At 71.4% G+C, this 20,843-nt stretch carries 17 protein-coding genes; 10 read left to right on the top strand and 7 right to left on the bottom strand.

What is annotated here, in order from left to right; all coding sequences use genetic code 11:
- The gene (gene lon, locus ACZ60B_RS05645; protein WP_469384418.1) at nucleotides 1-2,415 is read right to left on the bottom strand and encodes an endopeptidase La; all 2,415 of its coding nucleotides are present in this window, start codon (nucleotides 2,413-2,415) and stop codon (nucleotides 1-3) included.
- Nucleotides 2,416-2,661: 246 nt separating this feature from the next.
- Here lon and ACZ60B_RS05640 point away from each other — a divergent pair, with 246 nt between their 5' ends.
- A complete protein-coding gene (locus ACZ60B_RS05640; protein ID WP_469384417.1) occupies nucleotides 2,662-3,441 on the top strand; it encodes a GNAT family N-acetyltransferase in 780 nt (259 codons plus the stop codon).
- Nucleotides 3,442-3,457: 16 nt separating this feature from the next.
- Here ACZ60B_RS05640 and ACZ60B_RS05635 read toward each other — a convergent pair whose 3' ends face one another.
- Nucleotides 3,458-4,396 carry a rhomboid-like protein gene (locus tag ACZ60B_RS05635; RefSeq protein WP_469384415.1) on the bottom strand — a complete coding sequence of 313 codons (939 nt, stop codon included), beginning with the start codon at nucleotides 4,394-4,396 and terminating at the stop codon, nucleotides 3,458-3,460.
- 248 nt (nucleotides 4,397-4,644) lie between these two features.
- Here ACZ60B_RS05635 and ACZ60B_RS05630 point away from each other — a divergent pair, with 248 nt between their 5' ends.
- The 5 genes from ACZ60B_RS05630 (at nucleotide 4,645) to ACZ60B_RS05610 (ending at nucleotide 11,741) form a co-directional block, all read left to right on the top strand.
- Nucleotides 4,645-5,349 carry a spermidine synthase family protein gene (locus ACZ60B_RS05630; RefSeq protein WP_469384413.1) on the top strand — a complete coding sequence of 235 codons (705 nt, stop codon included), beginning with the start codon at nucleotides 4,645-4,647 and terminating at the stop codon, nucleotides 5,347-5,349.
- 123 nt (nucleotides 5,350-5,472) lie between these two features.
- On the top strand, nucleotides 5,473-6,213 hold the full coding sequence (locus ACZ60B_RS05625) for a response regulator transcription factor (RefSeq protein WP_450661480.1): 741 nt from the start codon (nucleotides 5,473-5,475) through the stop codon (nucleotides 6,211-6,213).
- Nucleotides 6,210-7,322: a HAMP domain-containing sensor histidine kinase gene (locus tag ACZ60B_RS05620; protein WP_469384411.1), complete on the top strand. Its 1,113-nt coding sequence runs from the start codon at nucleotides 6,210-6,212 to the stop codon at nucleotides 7,320-7,322. The genes ACZ60B_RS05625 and ACZ60B_RS05620 overlap by 4 nt, the downstream gene beginning before the upstream one ends.
- Nucleotides 7,323-7,613: 291 nt before the next feature.
- Nucleotides 7,614-11,426: a multifunctional oxoglutarate decarboxylase/oxoglutarate dehydrogenase thiamine pyrophosphate-binding subunit/dihydrolipoyllysine-residue succinyltransferase subunit gene (locus tag ACZ60B_RS05615; RefSeq protein WP_469384409.1), complete on the top strand. Its 3,813-nt coding sequence runs from the start codon at nucleotides 7,614-7,616 to the stop codon at nucleotides 11,424-11,426.
- 132 nt (nucleotides 11,427-11,558) lie between these two features.
- Nucleotides 11,559-11,741, top strand: coding sequence for a DUF6104 family protein (locus tag ACZ60B_RS05610; RefSeq protein WP_019075209.1), 183 nt, complete (start codon nucleotides 11,559-11,561; stop codon nucleotides 11,739-11,741).
- A 20-nt stretch (nucleotides 11,742-11,761) separates the two neighbouring features.
- On the opposite strand, the gene ACZ60B_RS05605 is transcribed toward ACZ60B_RS05610, so the two are convergent.
- A complete protein-coding gene (locus ACZ60B_RS05605) occupies nucleotides 11,762-12,676 on the bottom strand; it encodes a hypothetical protein (protein ID WP_469384407.1) in 915 nt (304 codons plus the stop codon).
- Between the two features lie 189 nt (nucleotides 12,677-12,865).
- Between ACZ60B_RS05605 and ACZ60B_RS05600 the strand changes: the two genes are divergently transcribed.
- Nucleotides 12,866-13,744 (top strand): DUF4097 family beta strand repeat-containing protein, encoded by an 879-nt coding sequence (locus ACZ60B_RS05600; protein WP_469384405.1) that lies wholly within the window; start codon nucleotides 12,866-12,868, stop codon nucleotides 13,742-13,744.
- 1 nt (nucleotide 13,745) lies between these two features.
- The gene (locus tag ACZ60B_RS05595) at nucleotides 13,746-14,834 is read left to right on the top strand and encodes a PadR family transcriptional regulator (protein ID WP_469384404.1); all 1,089 of its coding nucleotides are present in this window, start codon (nucleotides 13,746-13,748) and stop codon (nucleotides 14,832-14,834) included.
- 162 nt (nucleotides 14,835-14,996) lie between these two features.
- On the opposite strand, the gene ACZ60B_RS05590 is transcribed toward ACZ60B_RS05595, so the two are convergent.
- The 4 genes from ACZ60B_RS05590 to ACZ60B_RS05575 all read right to left on the bottom strand — a co-directional run bounded on the left by ACZ60B_RS05590 (nucleotide 14,997) and on the right by ACZ60B_RS05575 (nucleotide 18,309).
- The gene (locus ACZ60B_RS05590; RefSeq protein WP_469384403.1) at nucleotides 14,997-15,593 is read right to left on the bottom strand and encodes a Clp protease N-terminal domain-containing protein; all 597 of its coding nucleotides are present in this window, start codon (nucleotides 15,591-15,593) and stop codon (nucleotides 14,997-14,999) included.
- Nucleotides 15,593-15,802: a helix-turn-helix domain-containing protein gene (locus ACZ60B_RS05585; RefSeq protein ID WP_152892126.1), complete on the bottom strand. Its 210-nt coding sequence runs from the start codon at nucleotides 15,800-15,802 to the stop codon at nucleotides 15,593-15,595. The genes ACZ60B_RS05590 and ACZ60B_RS05585 overlap by 1 nt, the downstream gene beginning before the upstream one ends.
- 102 nt (nucleotides 15,803-15,904) lie before the next feature.
- Nucleotides 15,905-16,870, bottom strand: a complete 966-nt coding sequence (locus ACZ60B_RS05580) for a zinc-binding dehydrogenase (protein ID WP_469384400.1) — start codon at nucleotides 16,868-16,870, stop codon at nucleotides 15,905-15,907.
- A gap of 215 nt (nucleotides 16,871-17,085) precedes the next feature.
- A complete protein-coding gene (locus ACZ60B_RS05575; protein WP_469384398.1) occupies nucleotides 17,086-18,309 on the bottom strand; it encodes an NAD(P)-dependent malic enzyme in 1,224 nt (407 codons plus the stop codon).
- A gap of 559 nt (nucleotides 18,310-18,868) precedes the next feature.
- Here ACZ60B_RS05575 and ACZ60B_RS05570 point away from each other — a divergent pair.
- Nucleotides 18,869-19,831, top strand: a complete 963-nt coding sequence (locus ACZ60B_RS05570) for an ABC transporter substrate-binding protein (protein WP_469384397.1) — start codon at nucleotides 18,869-18,871, stop codon at nucleotides 19,829-19,831.
- 30 nt (nucleotides 19,832-19,861) lie between these two features.
- Nucleotides 19,862-20,800: an amino acid ABC transporter permease gene (locus ACZ60B_RS05565; protein ID WP_469384395.1), complete on the top strand. Its 939-nt coding sequence runs from the start codon at nucleotides 19,862-19,864 to the stop codon at nucleotides 20,798-20,800.
- The last annotated feature ends 43 nt before the right edge of the window (nucleotides 20,801-20,843 follow it).

Below are 20,843 nucleotides of genomic sequence, written 5' to 3'. Positions count from 1 at the left end.
TCACGCCGCCACCGGCACCTCCGGCGACACGCTGTTCACGGCCGGCGCCAGCGCCAGTTCCAGGACCTGGCGGACGTCGGTGACGGCGTGGACGTCGAGCCGGTCCAGCACCTCCGCCGGGACGTCGTCCAGGTCGGGCTCGTTGCGCTTGGGGATGATCACCGTGGTGACCCCCGCCCGGTGCGCGGCGAGCAGCTTCTGCTTCACCCCGCCGATCGGCAGCACCCGCCCGGTCAGCGAGACCTCGCCGGTCATCGCCACGTCCGTACGGACCAGCCGGCCGGACAGCAGCGACGCCAGGGCCGTCGTCATCGTGATGCCGGCGCTCGGGCCGTCCTTGGGGACCGCGCCCGCCGGGAAGTGGATGTGCACGCCCCGGTCCTTCAGGTCGGCGACCGGCAGTTCCAGCTCGGCGCCGTGCGAGCGCAGGAAGCTCAGCGCGATCTGCGCCGACTCCTTCATCACGTCGCCCAGCTGACCGGTGAGGGTCAGGCCCGCCGCGCCCGTCTCCGGGTCGGCCAGCGACGCCTCGACGAACAGGACGTCGCCGCCCGCGCCGGTGACCGCGAGCCCGGTGGCGACACCGGGGACGGCCGTGCGGCGCTCGGCCGGGTCCTGGGCGGACTCGGGCACATGGTGCGGCCTGCCGATCAGCGCGCGCAGGTCGCCGTCCGTGACGGTGAGCGGCAGCTCCCGCTCGCCCAGTTCGTGCTGGGCCGCGACCTTGCGCAGCAGCCGGGCCAGGGAGCGCTCCAGGGTGCGTACGCCCGCCTCGCGGGTGTACTCGCCGGCGAGCTTGCGCAGCGCGCTCTCGTCCAGGGTCACCTCGTCGGCGCCGAGTCCGGCCCGCTCCAGCTGGCGCGGCAGCAGGTGGTCCCGGGCGATGACGACCTTCTCGTCCTCGGTGTAGCCGTCCAGGCGGACCAGCTCCATCCGGTCGAGCAGCGCCTCCGGGATGGCTTCGAGCACGTTGGCGGTGGCCAGGAACACCACGTCGGACAGGTCGAGTTCGACCTCCAGGTAGTGGTCGCGGAAGGTGTGGTTCTGGGCCGGGTCGAGGACTTCGAGCAGGGCCGCGGCCGGGTCGCCGCGGAAGTCGGAGCCCACCTTGTCGATCTCGTCCAGCAGGACCACCGGGTTCATGGACCCGGCCTCCTTGACCGCCCGCACGATCCGGCCGGGCAGCGCGCCGACGTACGTACGCCGGTGGCCGCGGATCTCGGCCTCGTCGCGGACGCCGCCGAGGGCGACCCGGACGAACTTGCGGCCCATGGCGTGGGCGACCGATTCACCCAGGCTGGTCTTTCCGACACCGGGCGGCCCCACCAGGGCGAGCACGGCGCCGCCGCGCCGGCCGCCGATGACACCCAGACCTCGGTCCGTACGGCGCTTGCGTACCGCCAGGTACTCGGTGATCCGCTCCTTCACGTCGTCCAGACCGGCGTGCTCGGCGTCCAGGACCGCCTTGGCACCCTGGATGTCGTAGGCGTCCTCGGTCCGCTCGTTCCAGGGGAGTTCGAGGACGGTGTCGAGCCAGGTGCGGATCCAGGAGCCCTCGGGCGACTGGTCGCTGGACCGCTCCAGCTTGTCGACCTCCTTCAGGGCCGCCTCGCGGACCTTCTCGGGGAGGTCGGCGGCCTCGACCCGGGCGCGGTAGTCGTCGGACTCCTCGCCCTCCTTCTCGCCGTTCAGCTCCCGCAGCTCCTTGCGCACGGCCTCCAGCTGGCGGCGCAGCAGGAACTCGCGCTGCTGCTTGTCGACGCCCTCCTGGACGTCCTTCGCGATCGTCTCGGCCACGTCCTGCTCGGCGAGGTGGTCGCGCAGCTGCTGGGTGGCGAGCTTCAGGCGGGCCACCGGATCGGTGGTCTCCAGCAGCTCCACCTTCTGCTCGGTGGTCAGGAACGGCGAGTAGCCGGAGTTGTCGGCGAGCGCGGAGACGTCGTCGATGGCCTGCACCCGGTCCACGACCTGCCAGGCGCCGCGCTTGCGCAGCCAGGCGGTGGCGAGCGCCTTGTACTCCTTGACCAGTTCGGTGACGTGGCCGGGCAGCGGCTCGGGCACGCTCTCGTCGATGCGCGTCGCCTCGACCCACAGGGCCGCGCCCGGTCCGGTGGTGCCGGCGCCGATGCGCACGCGGCCGCGGCCGCGGATCAGCGCGCCCGGGTCGCCGTCGGCCAGCCGGCCCACCTGCTCGACGGTGCCGAGCACACCGGTGCCCGCGTACGCCCCGTCGATCCGTGGCACGAGCAGCACCCTGGGCTTGCCGGGCTCCGAGCGCGCGGCGGCCTGGGCGGCCTCCACCGCGGCCCGCACGTCGGCGTCGTTCAGATCCAGCGGCACCACCATTCCGGGCAGCACGACCTCGTCGTCGAGCGGCAGCACAGGCAGAGTGAGCGTGGTGGACGTCGAAGCCATGATCTCCCCTTCGGCAGTCAAGTTGAGCTATGCCGACTCAATGCACCTGAGCCCCCGAATGTTCCCCACCAGGTGTTCGCTCTGAGCGATCGCCTCCGCCGCAACGGGTGACACCCGGCACAACACCGACGGCACCCGTCTCCTTCCGCCTCCTCGCCCCGCCTGCCGCACCGCCGCGAACGCACCTCCGCGTCCGCCTCGAAAAGGTGTTGCCCGAGCCCGGGTCGCCGCCCGTACGTTCTCCCCATGACGGTCACCCAGAGCCTGCTCGACGCCTACGACGCCCAGCGCTGCACCCCGCCGCCCGGAGTCGCGTACGAGTACGACGGCCCGCTGCTCCGCCTCGACCTCGGCTTCCGCGGCTTCGTCACCGGGCCGCGCGATCTGGGCGGCCTGCGGGGCCGGGAGGTCGACGAGCTGATCGCACGGCAGCGGGACTTCTTCGCGGCCCGCGGGCAGGCGGTGGAGTGGAAGGTCCGCGGGCACGACAGCCCGGCCGATCTCACGGACCGGCTGACCGCGGCGGGCTTCGTGCCCGAGGCGCGGGAGACGGTGCTCGTCGGATCCGTGGCGCAGTCGACGGCGGGAGCGTCCGCCGCGCCGGAGGGGGTCACCGTGCGGCGGGTCACCGCGGACGCCGACCTGCGCCGGGTGGCGGCCCTGGAGACGGCGGTCTGGGGCCTGGACCTGAGCTCGATCGCCGACGACCTGATCGGGCGCGTGGCCCGCGCTCCGGAGGAGATCGCCGTCCTCGTCGCCGAGGCGGCGGGCGAGGTGGTCTGCGCGGCCTGGCTGACCTTCCGTCCCGGCGGCGAGTTCGCCTCGCTGGCGGGCGGCTCGACGCTCGCCGAGTGGCGCGGCCGGGGGATCTACCGCGCCCTGCTGGCCGCCCGCGCCGAGATCGCCGCCGCCCGCGGGATCCGCCATCTGCACGTGGACGCCTCCGACGACAGCGAGCCCATCCTGCGCCGGCTCGGCTTCCGGGCGGTGACCACGACGACTCCGTACGTGTGGTCGCCGCGGTAGCCAGGCCGGGGGAAGGTCACGCGGCGGCGCGGTCGCGGTGGCGGCGGCGCGTCAGCGGCCAGGTGGCGCAGCCGATCGCCAGGGACATCAGGTGTCCCCAGTTCGTCATGGGGTCCGAGAAGCCGATCAGGTCGCGCACCAGCATCGCGCCGAACACCACGAGCACCGGCCGGCCCAGCCACGGGGCGAGCAGGCCCGCCAGGGCGCCGACTCCGGCGGCGACGCCGAAGCTGATGCCGTAGTCGAGGCGGTGCAGGGAGGTGACGGGGAGACGGCCGGCCAGGACGGCCAGTCCCACCGGAACCTCGGTGGCGAGGGTCGCCGTGACGTGCCCGAGCAGGAAGACACCGGCCGTGCGCAGCCCTCCTATCCGCCGCTCCAGGGCGGTGAGGACGAGCAGACAGCAGATCGCGTAGACGGACAGGGCCCCGCCCGCGATCCACAGCGCGCTGGCCAGCAGGACCAGCACGGGGGTGCGCACGAGGTGCGCCACGTCGGTGCTGGAGCCCTGGTGGAGGGTGTGCACCAGGGCGGGATCGGCGCAGGCCGTGATCAGTGAGGTGACGGCCAGCACGGCCGTGAAGGCGAAGGCGAACGGCGTTCCGGTGGGGGTGGGGAGCAGCCGCCAGGGACGCAGGCGCGGACGCGCCCCCGCCGCCGGACCCGTGCTCGGCCCCCCGGCCGGACCCGCCGCCGGGCGCGCTTCGGACACCGCCTCGGACACCGCCGGGTGCGGGATCCCGGGCACCACCGCGTACGGGGCCCCGGACACCGCCCCCGCGTACGGGGTCTCGGATGCGCTCGCCACGACCGGGACCCATTGTCTGGGCATGCCGCCCAGCAGAGCGGAGGTGTCCGCGAGGGCCGGGCCCGAAGCCGCGGCCTGCGGACCCGAGGCGTCCGGGAGGGAGCCGTCCGGATCCGCCGGGGAGGCGGCGGTCGCAGTCCGTTCCACGGTGAGGCGCTCCTTCCGGTCCGCCCCCACCCTTCGCGCACCACGGGGTCACTGTCTATGACCGGCGCCACGCACACGCCGATTCACAGCAACCTCCCATACGGGCACTCGCGTCCGGCCCGGCGCGGTACGGCACAGAAGCGGTACCCGGCGGCGGCGCTCGCGTACCGAGGTGACTCCACGCGGGTGTGCCCCCGCATCGGAGCAAATCCCCCGACGGTCCGTCAGCAGAGTGCCAGGATGGGCGGATGCCCACGTCATACGACACCCCCCAAGTCCTGGACCGCCGCGAGGGCCCGTACGGAGAGGTCGTACTGCGCCGCCAGGGAGGGCTGTTGCAGATCATCGCCAACGGCTGCTTCCTGATGGACACCTCCGACGGCCGCTCGGAGCGGCTGCTCGTCGACGCGGCGCTCACCGCCCTGGACGGCTGTCGCCGGCCGCCCCTCACCGGGGGTCACCGGCGGCCGGCCGTGCTGGTCGGCGGCCTGGGTGTCGGTTTCTCGCTCGCGCACGCCGCGGCCGACCCACGCTGGGGCCGGATCACCGTCGTGGAGCGCGAGCCCGCCGTCATCGACTGGCACCGCACGGGCCCCCTGTCCGGGACCACCCGCGAGGCGCTCGCGGACCCGCGCACGGAGATCGTCCAGGCGGACCTGCTCGACTACATCAATGAGACATACGACACATTCGACGCACTGTGTCTCGACATCGACAACGGGCCGGACTGGACCGTCACCAAGGGCAACCAAGGGCTCTACGGCCCGGCCGGGCTGGCGAGTTGCGCGAGGGCGCTGAGATCCGGCGGGGTGCTGGCGGTGTGGTCGGCGCGGCCGTCTGCCGAATTCGAGGAAACCTTGCGCAATGCCGGATTCACGCAGGTACGTACCGAAGAGGTGCCGGTTGCCCGGGGCGTTCCGGACGTCGTCCACCTCGCCGTCCGACCTGGATAGCAAAGCCGCGGTGACTCCCCGTACGCTGCATCCCTGACGCGGATCATTCAAGCGTCAATCGCAAGCATGCGCAGACCGAGGAATCACCCCACTGATTCCGGAGAGCACACTCAGGGGCGGGCGATGGAGCAGACACATACCTCCCACAACGGGACGGCCACGGCGACTCAGGGCGCCCAGCGGCGGGTCCTGGTGGTCGAGGACGACTCGACGATCGTCGAAGCCATCGCGGCCCGACTTCGCGCCGAGGGATTCCTGGTGCAAACCGCGGGCGACGGCCCGGCGGCCGTCGACACCGCCGAGGCATGGCAGCCCGATCTGCTGATCCTCGACATCATGCTGCCCGGTTTCGACGGTCTGGAGGTCTGCCGTCGCGTGCAGGCCCAGCGGCCGGTGCCGGTGCTGATGCTGACCGCGCGTGACGACGAGACCGACATGCTGGTCGGGCTCGGCGTGGGCGCCGACGACTACATGACCAAGCCGTTCTCGATGCGGGAGCTGGCCGCGCGGGTCCATGTGCTGCTGCGCCGGGTCGAGCGGGCCGTCGTGGCCGCCTCGACACCGCGCAGCGGCATACTGCGCCTCGGCGAGCTGGAGATCGACCACGCGCAGCGCCGGGTGCGGGTGCGCAGCGAGGACGTCCATCTGACGCCCACCGAGTTCGACCTGCTGGTGTGCCTGGCGAACACCCCGCGCGCGGTGCTCTCCCGTGAGCAGCTGCTGGCCGAGGTGTGGGACTGGGCGGACGCCTCCGGCACCCGTACCGTCGACAGCCACATCAAGGCGCTGCGCCGGAAGATCGGCGCCGAGCGGATCCGCACCGTGCACGGTGTGGGCTACGCGCTGGAGACACCTACGCCATGAGCGACGGACGGTCGGCCGCACGGAGGAGCCCCGGGGGCGAGCCCTGGGGTGGCGTACGCCCGTTCTCGATCAAGACCAAGCTGGGCGCGCTGGTCGTCATATCGGTGCTGATCACGACCGGGCTGTCGATGATCGCGGTGCACACCAAGACCGAGCTGCGCTTCATCACGGTCTTCTCGATGATCGCCACACTGCTCATCACGCAGTTCGTGGCGCACTCGCTCACCTCGCCGCTGGACGAGATGAACACGGTCGCCCGGTCCATCTCGCACGGCGACTACACCCGCCGGGTGAGCGAGAAACGCCGGGACGAGCTCGGCGACCTGGCGCAGACGATCAACGTCATGGCCGACGAGCTGGAAGCGCAGGACCTGCACCGCAAGGAACTGGTGGCCAACGTCTCGCACGAGCTGCGGACGCCCATCGCGGGGCTGCGCGCGGTGCTGGAGAACGTCGTGGACGGCATCTCGGTGGCGGACACCGAGACGATGCGCACCGCCCTGAAGCAGACCGAGCGGCTCGGCCGGCTGGTGGAGACGCTGCTGGACCTGTCCCGGCTCGACAACGGCGTCGTACCGCTGCGCCAGCGGCGTTTCGAGGTCTGGCCGTATCTGTCAGGGGTGCTGAAGGAGGCCAACATGGTCGCCTCCGCGCGCGCGAGCATGGCCTCGGGCTCCGGCAGCCACACCCGTACGGACGTCCATCTCCACCTGGACGTGTCCCCGCCGGAGCTGACCGCGCACGCGGACCCCGAGCGCATCCACCAGGTCGTGGCCAACCTCATCGACAACGCGGTCAAGCACAGCCCGCCGCACGGCCGGGTGACGGTCCGGGCACGGCGCGGGACGCTGCCGGAGTCGCTGGAGCTGGAGGTCCTGGACGAGGGGCCCGGCATACCCCGCTCGGAGTGGCACCGCGTCTTCGAGCGGTTCAACCGGGGAGCCGTCCGCCGGCCGCACGGTCCGGGCAGCGACGGCGGTACGGGACTGGGGCTGGCGATCGCCCGCTGGGCGGTGGATCTGCACGGCGGCCGCATCGGCGTGGCCGAATCCGACCGGGGGTGCAGGATCATCGTCACTCTCCCGGGACTGTCATCTGTGCCAAGTTGACGTAAAGTGCGAACCGGAGCCACAAGATCCACGGGCGTCCGCGCCGACGGACACGTGTGATCAGGCACAGGCCCACGTCAACGGCGTGCGAGGCCTCCTTCGACGAACCCTGACGCATCACCCACGTAGCGGAACCACATGTGTTTCCCGCCATTTCCAGGGCCGAAACACACTTTCTGATGTGACTTACACGACGTTGAACCGGCCCGACCTGACCTTCCCGGCCAGGGGGGCGTAGCCTTTATTCCCGCTGTCCATCACCTTGTGAAGCGGAAGAGGGCGGTTGCCGCCGTGTCGCCACAGTCCCCCAGTAACGCATCGAGCCTCTCGACCGACGCAGACCAAGCGGGCAAGAACCCCGCTGCCGCGTTCGGCCCCAACGAGTGGCTCGTCGACGAGATCTATCAGCAGTACCTCCAGGACCCGAACTCGGTAGACCGTGCCTGGTGGGACTTCTTCGCCGACTACAAGCCGGGGACGGCTACCTCCCCGGCTCCGGCGGGCACTGCGGCCGCGGGGGCCGCAGGCGCCTCCGCCCCGGCACCCGCCGCCCCGGCTCCGGCCGCGCCCGCCGCTCCGGCCGCCCCGGCCGTGCCCGCGCCCGCGCAGGCTCCCGCGAAGCCCGCGGCCGCCGCTCCGGCGCCCGCCGCGGCTCCGGCGAAGCCCGTCGCCGCGGCCCCGGCCGCCAAGGCGAAGGCCGCTCCGGCCGCCGAGGCTCCCGGAGGTCCCGAGTTCGTGACGCTGCGCGGTCCCTCCGCCGCGGTCGCCAAGAACATGAACGCCTCCCTGGAGCTGCCCACGGCCACGTCCGTGCGCGCGGTCCCGGTGAAGCTGCTGTTCGACAACCGCATCGTCATCAACAACCACCTCAAGCGGGCCCGGGGCGGGAAGATCTCCTTCACGCACCTGATCGGCTTCGCGATGGTGCAGGCCATCAAGGCCATGCCGTCGATGAACTGGCACTACGCGGAGAAGGACGGGAAGCCCACCCTCGTCAAGCCCGCGCACGTCAACTTCGGTCTCGCCATCGACCTGGTGAAGCCGAACGGCGACCGCCAGCTCGTCGTCGCCGGCATCAAGAAGGCCGAGACGCTGAACTTCTTCGAGTTCTGGCAGGCCTACGAGGACATCGTCCGCCGCGCCCGCGACGGCAAGCTGACGATGGACGACTTCACCGGTGTGACGGTCTCCCTGACCAACCCCGGCGGCCTCGGCACCGTCCACTCGGTCCCGCGTCTGATGCCCGGCCAGTCGGTCATCATGGGCGTCGGCTCCATGGACTACCCCGCGGAGTTCCAGGGCACCTCCCAGGACACCCTGAACAAGCTCGGCATCTCGAAGGTCATGACGCTCACGTCGACCTACGACCACCGGGTGATCCAGGGCGCGGCCTCCGGCGAGTTCCTGCGGATCGTCGCGAACTTCCTGCTCGGCGAGCAGGGCTTCTACGACGGCATCTTCGCCTCGCTGCGCATCCCCTACGAGCCGGTCCGCTGGCTCAAGGACATCGACGCCAGCCACGACGACGACGTCACCAAGGCCGCCCGCGTCTTCGAGCTGATCCACTCCTACCGGGTCCGCGGCCACGTCATGGCCGACACCGACCCGCTGGAGTACCGCCAGCGCAAGCACCCCGACCTGGACATCACCGAGCACGGGCTCACCCTGTGGGACCTGGAGCGCGAGTTCGCGGTCGGCGGTTTCTCGGGCAAGTCCCTGATGAAGCTGCGCGACATCCTCGGCGTGCTGCGCGACTCGTACTGCCGCACCACCGGCATCGAGTTCATGCACATCCAGGACCCCAAGCAGCGCAAGTGGATCCAGGACCGCGTCGAGCGCCCCCACGCGCGCGTGGAGCGCGAGGAGCAGCTGCGCATCCTGCGCCGGCTGAACGCGGCGGAGGCCTTCGAGACCTTCCTGCAGACGAAGTACGTCGGCCAGAAGCGCTTCTCCCTGGAGGGCGGCGAGTCCGTCATCCCGCTGCTCGACGCGGTGATCGACTCCGCGGCCGAGTCGCGCCTCGACGAGGTCGTCATCGGCATGGCCCACCGCGGCCGCCTGAACGTCCTCGCCAACATCGTCGGCAAGTCGTACGCGCAGATCTTCCGCGAGTTCGAGGGCAACCTCGACCCGAAGTCGATGCACGGCTCCGGCGACGTGAAGTACCACCTGGGCGCCGAGGGCACCTTCACCGGCCTGGACGGCGAGCAGATCAAGGTCTCGCTGGCCGCGAACCCCTCCCACCTGGAGACGGTCGACCCGGTCATCGAGGGCATCGCCCGCGCCAAGCAGGACATCATCAACAAGGGCGGCACCGACTTCACGGTCCTGCCGGTGGCGATCCACGGCGACGCGGCCTTCGCGGGCCAGGGCGTGGTGGCCGAGACCCTGAACATGTCGCAGCTGCGCGGCTACCGCACCGGCGGCACGGTCCACATCGTCATCAACAACCAGGTCGGCTTCACCGCGGCCCCCGAGTCCTCGCGTTCCTCCATGTACGCGACGGACGTGGCCCGCATGATCGAGGCCCCGATCTTCCACGTGAACGGCGACGACCCGGAGGCCGTGGTCCGCGTCGCGCGGCTGGCCTTCGAGTTCCGCCAGGCGTTCAACAAGGACGTGGTGATCGACCTGCTGTGCTACCGCCGCCGCGGTCACAACGAGTCGGACAACCCGGCCTTCACCCAGCCGCTGATGTACGACCTGATCGACAAGAAGCGCTCGGTGCGCAAGCTCTACACCGAGTCCCTCATCGGTCGCGGCGACATCACCCTGGAAGAGGCCGAGCAGGCGCTCCAGGACTACCAGGGCCAGCTGGAGAAGGTCTTCACGGAGGTCCGCGAGGCCACCGCGCAGCCGACCGCCAGCGCCCCGTCCGACCCGCAGGCCGAGTTCCCGGTCGCGGTCAACACGGCGGTGTCCGCGGAGACCGTCAAGCGGATCGCCGAGTCCCAGGTCAACATCCCCGACCACGTCACCGTCCACCCGCGTCTGCTGCCGCAGCTCCAGCGCCGGGCGGCCATGGTCGAGGACGGCACCATCGACTGGGGCATGGGCGAGACCCTCGCCTTCGGCTCCCTCCTGCTGGAGGGCGTCCCGGTGCGCCTGGCCGGCCAGGACTCGCAGCGCGGTACGTTCGGCCAGCGCCACGCGGTGATCATCGACCGTCAGACGGGCGAGGACTTCACCCCGCTGCTGTACCTGTCCGAGGACCAGGCCCGCCTGAACGTCTACAACTCCCTGCTGTCCGAGTACGCGGCGATGGGCTTCGAGTACGGCTACTCGCTGGCCCGCCCCGACGCGCTCGTGATGTGGGAGGCGCAGTTCGGCGACTTCGTCAACGGCGCGCAGACGGTCGTCGACGAGTACATCTCCGCGTCGGAGCAGAAGTGGGGCCAGACCTCCGGCGTCACCCTGCTCCTCCCGCACGGCTACGAGGGCCAGGGCCCGGACCACTCGTCCGCCCGCCCGGAGCGTTTCCTCCAGCTGTGCGCGCAGAACAACATGACGGTCGCGATGCCCACGCTCCCGTCGAACTACTTCCACCTCCTGCGGTGGCAGGTGCACAACCCGCACCACAAGCCGCTGGTCGTCTTCACCCCGAAGTCGATGCTGCGTCTGAAGGCCGCGGCCTCGAAGGCGGAGGAGTTCACGAGCGGCCAGTTCCGCCCGGTCATCGGCGACGCGAAGGCCGACCCGGCCGCCGTGAAGAAGGTCGTCTTCTGCGCCGGCAAGGTCTACTACGACCTGGAGGCCGAGCGGCAGAAGCGCGGTGCCTCGGACCCCGCGGCCGCCGAGACGGCGATCATCCGTCTGGAGCGCCTGTACCCGCTGCCGGGTGCCGAGCTCCAGGCCGAGATCGCCAAGTACCCGAACGCGGAGAAGTACCTCTGGGCCCAGGAGGAGCCGGCCAACCAGGGTGCCTGGCCGTTCATCGCCCTGAACCTGATCGACCACCTGGACCTGGCCGTCGGCGCGGACGTGCCGCACGGCGAGCGTCTGCGCCGTATCTCGCGCCCGCACTCGTCGTCCCCGGCGGTGGGTTCGGCGAAGCGGCACCAGGCGGAGCAGGAGCAGCTGGTGCGTGAGGTGTTCGAGGCGTAGGCCCTCGCACACCCGCGACGCCTCGCGGCCCCGTCCCCGGCCCTTGTGGCCGGGGACGGGGCCGCGTTCGTTCCCCCACCGGGCGGGATAGCCTGGAGGGGTCGTTGACGCCCAGTTCTTTGCGGAGCATTCGTGTACTTCACCGACCGCGGCATCGAGGAGCTCGAGAAGCGCCGGGGCGAGGAGGAGGTCACCTTCGAGTGGCTCGCCGAGCAGCTCCGTACGTTCGTCGATCTCAACCCGGACTTCGAGGTTCCGGTGGAGCGTCTGGCGACGTGGCTGGCCCGGCTGGACGACGAGGACGACGACGAGTAGGGCGTGCCGCCCCGTGCCCTTCAGTCGCGTGGCCTGCCCAGGTCGTACAGCAGCCCCAGCGCCCCGTGGGCCAGGAGCAGCGTGCCCGAGGCGATCCAGCCGCCGTTGCGGCGCCGCAGGCCCCAGGCGGTGAGCGGGAGGCCCGCCGCCACCTGCGCGAGGGCGAGGGCCTGGGCGCCGGGGCTGCCCGCGTAGGGAAGCACGGGACCCGGAAGACCGCGCTCGTGCCCGCTGCCGGCGGTACCGGGCACCCTCGGCCCGGATTCCGTGCCGGTGGGCGCCGGGCGGGGTGTCTCCTGCCGGTCCGGCTCCTGGATCTCCTGTGCGCCGGGGCAGGACCGGGCGGCCTCCCGGAGGCGGTCGGCGGACTCACCGGGTACGAGACCCGGTGGCAGGGCGACGCCCGCCCGGGCGAGAACCGACAGCAGGCCGCCCAGCCGGGCCCGGGCGTCGGCCCCGAAGCCGGGACTGGAGCCGGGGCCGGTGCCGGAACGGGTCAGGGCCTCCAGGAGCGGCAGGTCGACGGCCGGATCGAGGCCCAGGCGGGCCGCGAAGGTGCGCATGGCCTCCTCCTCGCCGGCCGGGGTGCCGCCCGCGAGCCAGACGTAGCCGACGGGACGGCGGTAACCGGACCCGAGGGTGTAGCCGGCCCGGTCGGCGTCCCACCACAGCGCCAGGACGGGCCAGGGCGCGCCGACCGCCAGAGCGGTCGCCCAGCCGGTGGCGACGCGGTCGACCGGTTCGCCCTCCCGCCGCCACGGCCTGCCCTCGGGTACGAGGACGCTCCACGCCGCACCGGCCGCCGTGAGCAGGACACGGTCGCGCAGCAGGCGCGCGGCGGGGGCGACGGAGCCGGGGTCCGCCCGGCAGAGCAGCAGCGCGCCCGGGGCGGGGCGGCCCGGTCGGGCACGCGGCCCGAAGTCTTCCGTCGGCATGTTCACACGCTAGGACGATTCGTCGGCTCTGTGTGATCGGTGATCGCCAGAACGGGTGCCTCGACGGGTGCCTCGACGGGTGCCTCGACGGGTGCCTCGACAAGTGTCTTGACTTTCGACGTCCGCGATATATCGTGTTTGAAAGGAGACGCGATATGGCGCGTTCTTGCCGTCCTGGAGGTCCGCACCATGTCCGAGTGGTCCGTCGCAGAGCCGAGGAAGCTCACCTTCGACGAGCCGGTGAGCGAACTGCACGTGCGCATCGTCAACGGAACAGTGAACGTCGTGGGCACGGACGAGGGTTCCGCCCGCCTGGAGGTGTCCAGGGTCGAGGGGCCGCCCCTGGTCGTCACCCAGCAGAACGGCACCCTGACGGTGGCGTACGAGGACCTGCCGTGGAAGGGCTTCCTGAAGTGGCTCGACCACAAGGGCTGGCGGCGCAGCGCCGTCGTCTCCCTGGCCGTGCCGGCCCGTACCCGCGTCGAGGTGGGTGTCGTCGGGGCCACGGCCGTGGTCTCCGGCATCGACGGGCACGCCGAGGTGAAGGGGGTCAGCGGGGACACCACGCTGGTGGGACTGGCGGGCCCGGTCCGCGCGGACACCGTCTCGGGGAACGTGGAGGCCCAGGCCCTCAGCGGGGATCTGCGCTTCCACTCCGTCTCGGGCGACCTGACCGTGGTCGAGGCCGCCGGGTCCTGTGTGAAGGCCGACTCGGTGAGCGGCTCGATGATCGTCGACGTCGACTCGACGAGCAGCCCCGCGGAGATCAGCCTGACCAGCGTCTCCGGTGAGATCGCCATCCGGCTGCCGCACCCGGCGGACGCGCAGGTGGAGGCGAACACCGCGAGCGGCACCGTCTCCAACGCCTTCGAGGACCTCCGGGTCAGCGGCCAGTGGGGCGCCAAGCGGATCACCGGGCGGCTCGGCGCGGGCAACGGCCGGCTGAAGGCGACGACGGTCTCCGGGTCCATCGCCCTGCTGCGGCGGCCCCCCGCGGAGGACGAACCGTGGGAGGCGCCGGCCGAGGCGGCACCCGCGGACGGCACGACCGACAAGAAGGTGCTCTGACATGCCTCCCGTCTTCGCCCATGGCCGTCTGCGCCTCTACCTGCTGAAGCTGCTGGACGAGGCCCCGCGCCACGGCTACGAGGTGATCCGCCTCCTCGAAGAGCGCTTCCAGGGTCTGTACGCCCCGTCGGCGGGCACGGTCTACCCCCGACTGGCGAAGCTGGAGGCGGAGGGGCTGGTCACCCACACCACCGAGGGCGGCCGCAAGGTGTACGCCATCACGGACGCGGGCCGCGCCGAACTGGCCGACCGCAGCGGCGAACTGGCCGACCTGGAACTGGAGATCCGGGAGTCGGTCGCGGAGCTGGCCGCCGAGATCCGCGCCGATGTGCGCGGCGCCGCCGGTGATCTGCGCCGGGAGATGCGGGCGGCGGCCTCGGAGGCCCGGCGGGGTGGCTCGGCGGCGTCCGGGAAGCCCCGGACCGACGGCGACCACGGCGACTTCGGGGACTACGGCGACAAGGAGTCGTGGCGGGCCGCCAAGGAGGAGATGCGGCGCGTCAAGCAGGAGTGGAAGGAGCAGGCCCGCCGCGCCAAGGACGAGAGCCGCCGGGCCCGCGAGGAGGCCCAGCGGGCCCGACGGCAGGCGAAGGAGGCCCAGGACAAGGCCAGGGCCCAGGCCCAGGAGGAGTTGCAGCGCATCTCCCGGCGGGTCCAGGAGCAGGTGCAGGACCACTTCGAGCGGGGCGACTGGCCCACGGGCCTGCGGGAGGGCCTGACCGAACTCGCCAAGGAGTTCGGCGATTTCGGGAAAGAATTCGGTAAGGAGTTCGGCAGGGACCTCGGCTTCGGCCGTACCGGTGCCGGTGCGGGCGGCGGGGGGGCCGGCGCCGGGAAGGCGGCGCCCGGACCCGAGTACGGCCGCACACCGAAGGACTTCCCCGCCGACTACGAACCGGCCTGGGCCCACGAGGACCTCACCGGCGATCCGGCCCGCGATCTGGACCGGTTGCTCGACCGCTTCCGGGACGACATCCGTGACGCGGCCCGCGACCACGGCGTCACCGCGGACCAGCTCCATGACGCCCGCGGTCATCTGTCCGCGGCGGCGGCCCTCATCGGCGCGGTGCTGCGCACACCGAAGGCATGACAGCGGGCGAGCGCCGCACCGGCGCTCGCCCGCACCCGCCCCCCCCACCCGGACCGGCCCCTGCCCTGCCCTGCCCGCGCCTCAGCCGACCCGCGCCCGCGCCCGCCCCTCCCCCCGGAAGGCCTTCGCCCCAGCCGGTCCGCGCCTCCGCCCGCCCGCTCCTCAGCCGGCCTTCGCCTCGCCGGTTCCGGCGTCCGTTCCGGCGCCGGGGCCGTACAGCACCCGGGTGAGGGACTCATGGGTCACCCCGTGGTCGGCGAGGACCTCCGCCGGCACGCCGGGGCGCGCGGTGAGGGCGAGCAGCAGATGCTCGTCGCCGATCCGGCGGTCGCGCCGGCCGAGGGTGATGCGCAGCGACTCGGTGAGCAGATCCCTGGCGCCGCGGTCGAACAACCGCCGCCCGGTCCGCCGGCCGGTGGCACCGACCCGGCCGGAATCCGCCAGCACACCCTCCCCGTGCTCCTCCTCGATCCGCGCGACGATCTCCGCCAGGTCGATCCCCAGCCCGGACAGGGCGTCCGCGTCGGCCCGGGAGAGCCCGCCACGGCGGCGGGCCTCGCCCAGTTCCCGTACGACACCGTCCCGGCCCCCCGGCGGAAGGCCGAGCGCCGCCAGCGCGAAGGATCCGCGGCTGCCCTCGCGGTCGAGGAGGGCGAGCAGGACATGGGTCTCCTCGACCCGTTCCGCGCCCGCCCGTTCCGCGTGGGCAACCGCCCCCACCACCACCGCGCGGGCGTCCTGGGTGAAGCGTTCGAACATCACTGCCTCCCGTACTTCTTGTGCACGGCCTGCCTGCTGACTCCGAGTTCCGCGGCGATCTCCTGCCACGACCAGCCCTGATGGCGCGCACTGCGCACCTGCACCGCCTCCAGCTGCTCCAGCAGCCGGCGCAGCGCGGCCACCGCCCGCAGCCCGACCCGCGGATCGCGGTCGCCGGCTCGCTGGGCGAGATCCGTTGCTTCGGTCATGATGTCAACTTACGTTGACACATGAGTGATGTCAACCCACGTTGACATGCGAACGGCCGGCCCGGGAGCCGGGCCGGCCGTCGAGAGCACGCGGTCGAAGGATCAGGAGGCGGTCAGCACGATCTTGCCGAACTGGTCGCCCGCCTCCAGGCGCTCGAAGCCCTCCCGGGCCCGGTCGAGCGGAAGCACCTCGTCGATGACGGGGCGCACCCCGGTCGCGGCACAGAAGGAGAGCAGGTCCTCCAGTTCGTCCTTGGTGCCCATCGTCGAGCCGACGACCTTGAGTTCGAGGAAGAAGATCCGGGTCAGCTCGGCGTGCGAGGGCCGGTCGCCGCTGGTCGCGCCGGAGATCACCAGGGTGCCGCCGGGCCGCAGGGACTTCACCGAGTGCGACCAGGTCGCGGCGCCCACGGTCTCGATCACGGCGTCCACCCGCTGGGGCAGCCGCGCGCCCGACTCCAGCGCCTCCACGGCCCCGAGCTCCAGGGCCCGCTTGCGCTTGGCCTCGTCCCGGCTGGTCGCGAAGACCCGCAGCCCGGCCGCCTTCCCCAGCACGATGGCCGCGGTGGCCACCCCGCCGCCCGCGCCCTGGACGAGCACGGAGTCGCCGGGCCGCACGCCCGCGTTCGTGAAGAGCATGCGGTACGCCGTCAGCCAGGCCGTGGGCAGACAGGCGGCCTCCTCGAAGGAGAGCTCCTTGGGCTTGGGCAGCACGTTCCAGGTGGGCACGGCGACCTGCTCGGCGAAGGTGCCCTGATAGCGCTCGGTGAGGATGGAGCGGGGCTCCTTGGGGCCCACCCCGTGGCCGCTCTGGCCGATCACGGAGTGCAGGACGACCTCGTTGCCGTCCTCGTCGACACCGGCGGCGTCGCAGCCGAGGATCATGGGCAGCTTGTCCTCGGGCAGGCCGACGCCCCGCAGGGACCAGAGGTCGTGGTGGTTGAGGGAGGCGGCTCTGACGTCGACGACGCTCCAGCCGGAGCGGGCCTCGGGGGCCGGACGCTCCCCCAACTCCAGTCCGGAGAGCGGCTGGTCACGGTCGATTCGGGCGGCGTAGGCAGCGAACATGAAGCCGACGATAGGTTCCGGGGGCGGCGGGGGGAACCAGGACACGTTGTGACACACGCCCTCTTGCGCGGAACACGTCAGACGTAACGGCGGCGGGTACGTACGGCACCCGGGCGGCGGGCGCCGGAGGAACGGCGAGGGACGGAAGCACGGCGGAGGACGGACGAACGGCCCCGCCCTTGCGGGCGGGGCCGTTCGGTGGAACTCGGGGAGGCTCAGCGGCGAGCCACACCCTCCGCCCGCGCCGCCGCCGCGACCGCGGCGGTCACCGCGGGGGCGACCCGCTCGTCGAACGGCGAGGGGATGACGTAGTCGGGGGCGAGGTCGTCGCCGACGACGGCCGCCAGCGCCTCGGCCGCGGCGATCTTCATGCCCTCGGTGATCCGGGAGGCCCGCACCTGGAGCGCGCCCGCGAAGATGCCCGGGAACGCCAGCACGTTGTTGATCTGGTTCGGGAAGTCCGAGCGCCCGGTCGCGACGACCGCGGCGTACTTGTGCGCCACCTCGGGGTGCACCTCGGGGTTCGGGTTCGCCATGGCGAAGACGAAGGCGCCCTTCGCCATCGAGGCCACGGCCTCCTCCGGGACCGTACCGCCGGAGACACCGATGAAGACGTCGGCGCCGTCCAGCGCGGTCTCCAGCGTCCCGGAGATCCCGGCCTTGTTGGTGAACCCGGCCAACTCCCGCTTGACCGGCGTCAGGTCGTCACGGTCCCGGGAGACGACGCCCTTGCGGTCCGCGACCGCGACGTCCCCGATACCCGCTTCGACCAGCATCTTCGCGATGGCGACACCGGCCGCGCCCGCGCCCGAGATGACGGCGCGCAGGTCCCCGACCGCGCGTCCGCTCAGCCGCGCCGCGTTGCGCAGCGCCGCCAGCGTCACGACGGCCGTGCCGTGCTGGTCGTCGTGGAAGACCGGGATGTCCAGGCGCTCCTGGAGCCGGCGCTCGATCTCGAAGCACCGCGGCGCCGAGATGTCCTCCAGGTTCACCCCGCCGAACGACGGCGCGAGACGCACCACGGTCTCGATGATCTCGTCCACGTCCGTGCAGGCGAGGGCGATCGGAACCGCGTCCACGCCGCCGAACTGCTTGAACAGGATCGCCTTGCCCTCCATCACGGGCAGGGACGCCTCGGGACCGATGTCCCCGAGGCCGAGCACGGCCGTACCGTCCGTCACGACGGCGACCACGGACGACTTCCAGGTGTAGTCGTCGACCAGTTCCGGGTTCTCCGCGATCGCGGTGCACACGCGAGCGACGCCGGGGGTGTAGGCGAGGGACAGGTCGTCCTTGTCCCGGATCGGCACGGTGGCCTGCACAGCCATCTTGCCGCCACGGTGCAGAGCGAACGCGGGGTCGAAGGAATCGAGGGGCTCCGCACTGTCCCCCTGGTCCGTATTGTTCTTGCTGCGAGGATTGACGATCTCCGCTGCCACTGTGTCTTACCCCTTAGGTGTACATGGTTGAGGGTGGCCACTCCTGGTGAGGGGTGGGCGGGCATCGCGCACGGCCCAGTGAGGTGAGGCGTACGGGCACATACGCGCCGGGCGCGCCGCACACGCGCCCTGAGCCCCGGATGAGGGGTGTGAGGATCCTTCTTACCGGACGGACGCGGCCGAGGACGAGTCCATAACGCGAAGGTCACATGTGGTCTCGTACCAGTGAGATGACTCATGCTCGGAAATGGGGGCAAATCCTGGACAAAGGACCGAAGAGGAATCAAGCGTCCGCAACGGGCGCACCGAGACCGGCCACATGGCGAGACACGCCGCAGATTTTCCGGCCGGAAGGACGGATTCCCGTAGAAGGTCCGGTCGTGATGTCCGGCCTGGTGCAGTTCGGGGGTGTCCCGTTATCCGATTTTGACATGCCGACTCACCTGAATGACTGAATCCGAATGGCAGGATGCCGTAACCACACGAGGTCGCGACACCCGAAGGTGTGTGTTCTCGTCGACCCATCGGCAACTCCATCCACCCGCCGGAGGAACCCACCATGACCGCAGGCACCACCCGTCGTTCCACCGCCGCGCACACCCGGCTAGCAGCGGTCGGCGCGATCGCGGTCGCCGGCGCCCTGCTGCTCACCGGCTGCGGTGACCAGACGAAGGACAACGGCTCCGGAAGCAACTCCTCCACCGCCACCGCCTCGGCCCCGCTGGCCGACAAGCTGCCGCAGGCCGTTCGCGACGCCGGTGTCATCAAGGTCGGCTCCGACATCGCCTACGCGCCGGTCGAGTTCAAGGACAGCTCCGGCAAGACGGTCGGCATCGACCCCGACCTGGCCGACGCGATGGGCAAGCAGCTCGGAGTGAAGTTCGACTTCCAGAACGGCACGTTCGACACCCTGATCACCGGTCTGCGCTCCAAGCGCTACGACATCGCCATGTCCGCGATGACCGACACCAAGGACCGCCAGGACGGCATCGACTCCGACACCGGCAAGAAGGTCGGCGAGGGCGTCGACTTCGTCGACTACTTCACCGCCGGTGTCTCGATCTACACCCCCAAGGGCAAGGACCAGGGCATCAAGACCTGGGCGGACCTGTGCGGCAAGAAGCTCGTGGTGCAGCGCGGCACGGTCTCCGAGGACCTCGCCAAGGCCGAGTCGAAGAAGTGCACCGGTGGCAAGACGATCGCCCTCCAGTCCTTCGACAACGACCAGCAGGCCCAGACCCGGCTGCGCGCGGGCGGTGCCGACGCCGGCTCGTCCGACTTCCCGGTCGCCGCGTACGCGGTGAAGACCTCCGGCGGCGGCAACGACTTCCAGATCGTCGGCGAGCAGGTCGAGGCCGCGCCGTACGGCATCGCCGTGGCCAAGAGCAACACGCAGCTCCGCGACGCGATCCAGGCCGCCCTGGACGCCGTCATCAAGAACGGCGAGTACGGCAAGATCATCCAGAAGTGGGGCGTCGACGCCGGCGCCGTCACCTCGGCCGCCGTCAACGGCGGCAAGTGACCGCGCCGCGGCCGCTGAAAGGCAACACCCGTGACTGTTGAAAACACCAAGACGGACGGGCCGGTGGACGCGCCACCGGCCGGCCCGGAGGCCATCAAGGCCATCCCGGTCCGTCACTACGGGCGGTACGTCTCCGCCGTCATCGCGCTGGCCCTGATGGCCGGTGTGGTCTACGCGTTCTCCCAGGGCAAGATCAACTGGGGTGCGATCCCGGACTACTTCTTCGACGACCGCGTCCTCCAGGGCGTGGGCAAGACGCTCCTGATAACGGTGCTGTCGATGACGATCGGCATCGGCGGCGGCATCCTGCTCGCCGTGATGCGCCTGTCGAAGAACCCGGTGACCTCGTCCATCGCGTGGTTCTACATCTGGTTCTTCCGCGGCACCCCGGTCCTGGTGCAGCTCGTCGTCTGGTTCAACCTGGGCCTGGTCTTCGAGTACATCAACCTCGGTCCGCTCTACAAGGACCAGTGGTCGGACTTCATGACCCCGTTCCTGACCGCGCTGCTCGGCCTGGGCCTGAACGAGGCCGCGTACATGGCCGAGATCTGCCGCGCCGGTCTGCTCGCGGTCGACGAGGGCCAGACCGAGGCCGCGCACGCGCTGGGCATGAGCCACGCCAGGACGCTGCGCCGGATCGTCATCCCGCAGGCGATGCGCGTGATCGTGCCGCCGACGGGCAACGAGGTCATCAACATGCTGAAGACGACCTCGCTGGTGTCGGTCGTCCAGTACTCCGAGCTGTTCCGCGTCGCCCAGGACATCGGCCAGACCTCCGGCGCCCCCGCCGAGATGCTGTTCCTGGCGGCGGCCTGGTACCTGATGCTGACCTCGATCTTCAGCGTCGGCCAGTACTACCTGGAGCGGTACTACGCCCGGGGCTCCAGCCGTTCGCTGCCGCCCACGGTGTTCCAGAAGATCAAGAGCAACATGCTGTCCCTGAGCCGTCCGAAGGGAGGCCTGGCATGACCGAGACGAAGAGCGGCGCGGACACGCCCGTGCGGTCCTCCGC

Source organism: Streptomyces sp. NPDC104096 (assembly GCF_055584385.1).
Note: the sequence above shows the minus strand (reverse complement) of the source record. Positions and strands in the feature narration are given on the sequence as shown.

Bases quoted from the DNA above. Each gene is read 5' to 3' on its own strand.
- lon (WP_469384418.1), bottom strand. From the start codon at position 2,415: ATGGCTTCGACGTCCACCACGCTCACTCTGCCTGTGCTGCCGCTCGAC.
- ACZ60B_RS05640 (WP_469384417.1), top strand. From the start codon at position 2,662: ATGACGGTCACCCAGAGCCTGCTCGACGCCTACGACGCCCAGCGCTGC.
- ACZ60B_RS05630 (WP_469384413.1), top strand. From the start codon at position 4,645: ATGCCCACGTCATACGACACCCCCCAAGTCCTGGACCGCCGCGAGGGC.
- ACZ60B_RS05625 (WP_450661480.1), top strand. From the start codon at position 5,473: ATGGAGCAGACACATACCTCCCACAACGGGACGGCCACGGCGACTCAG.
- ACZ60B_RS05620 (WP_469384411.1), top strand. From the start codon at position 6,210: ATGAGCGACGGACGGTCGGCCGCACGGAGGAGCCCCGGGGGCGAGCCC.
- ACZ60B_RS05605 (WP_469384407.1), bottom strand. From the start codon at position 12,676: ATGCCGACGGAAGACTTCGGGCCGCGTGCCCGACCGGGCCGCCCCGCC.
- ACZ60B_RS05600 (WP_469384405.1), top strand. From the start codon at position 12,866: ATGTCCGAGTGGTCCGTCGCAGAGCCGAGGAAGCTCACCTTCGACGAG.
- ACZ60B_RS05595 (WP_469384404.1), top strand. From the start codon at position 13,746: ATGCCTCCCGTCTTCGCCCATGGCCGTCTGCGCCTCTACCTGCTGAAG.
- ACZ60B_RS05590 (WP_469384403.1), bottom strand. From the start codon at position 15,593: ATGTTCGAACGCTTCACCCAGGACGCCCGCGCGGTGGTGGTGGGGGCG.
- ACZ60B_RS05585 (WP_152892126.1), bottom strand. From the start codon at position 15,802: ATGACCGAAGCAACGGATCTCGCCCAGCGAGCCGGCGACCGCGATCCG.
- ACZ60B_RS05580 (WP_469384400.1), bottom strand. From the start codon at position 16,870: ATGTTCGCTGCCTACGCCGCCCGAATCGACCGTGACCAGCCGCTCTCC.
- ACZ60B_RS05570 (WP_469384397.1), top strand. From the start codon at position 18,869: ATGACCGCAGGCACCACCCGTCGTTCCACCGCCGCGCACACCCGGCTA.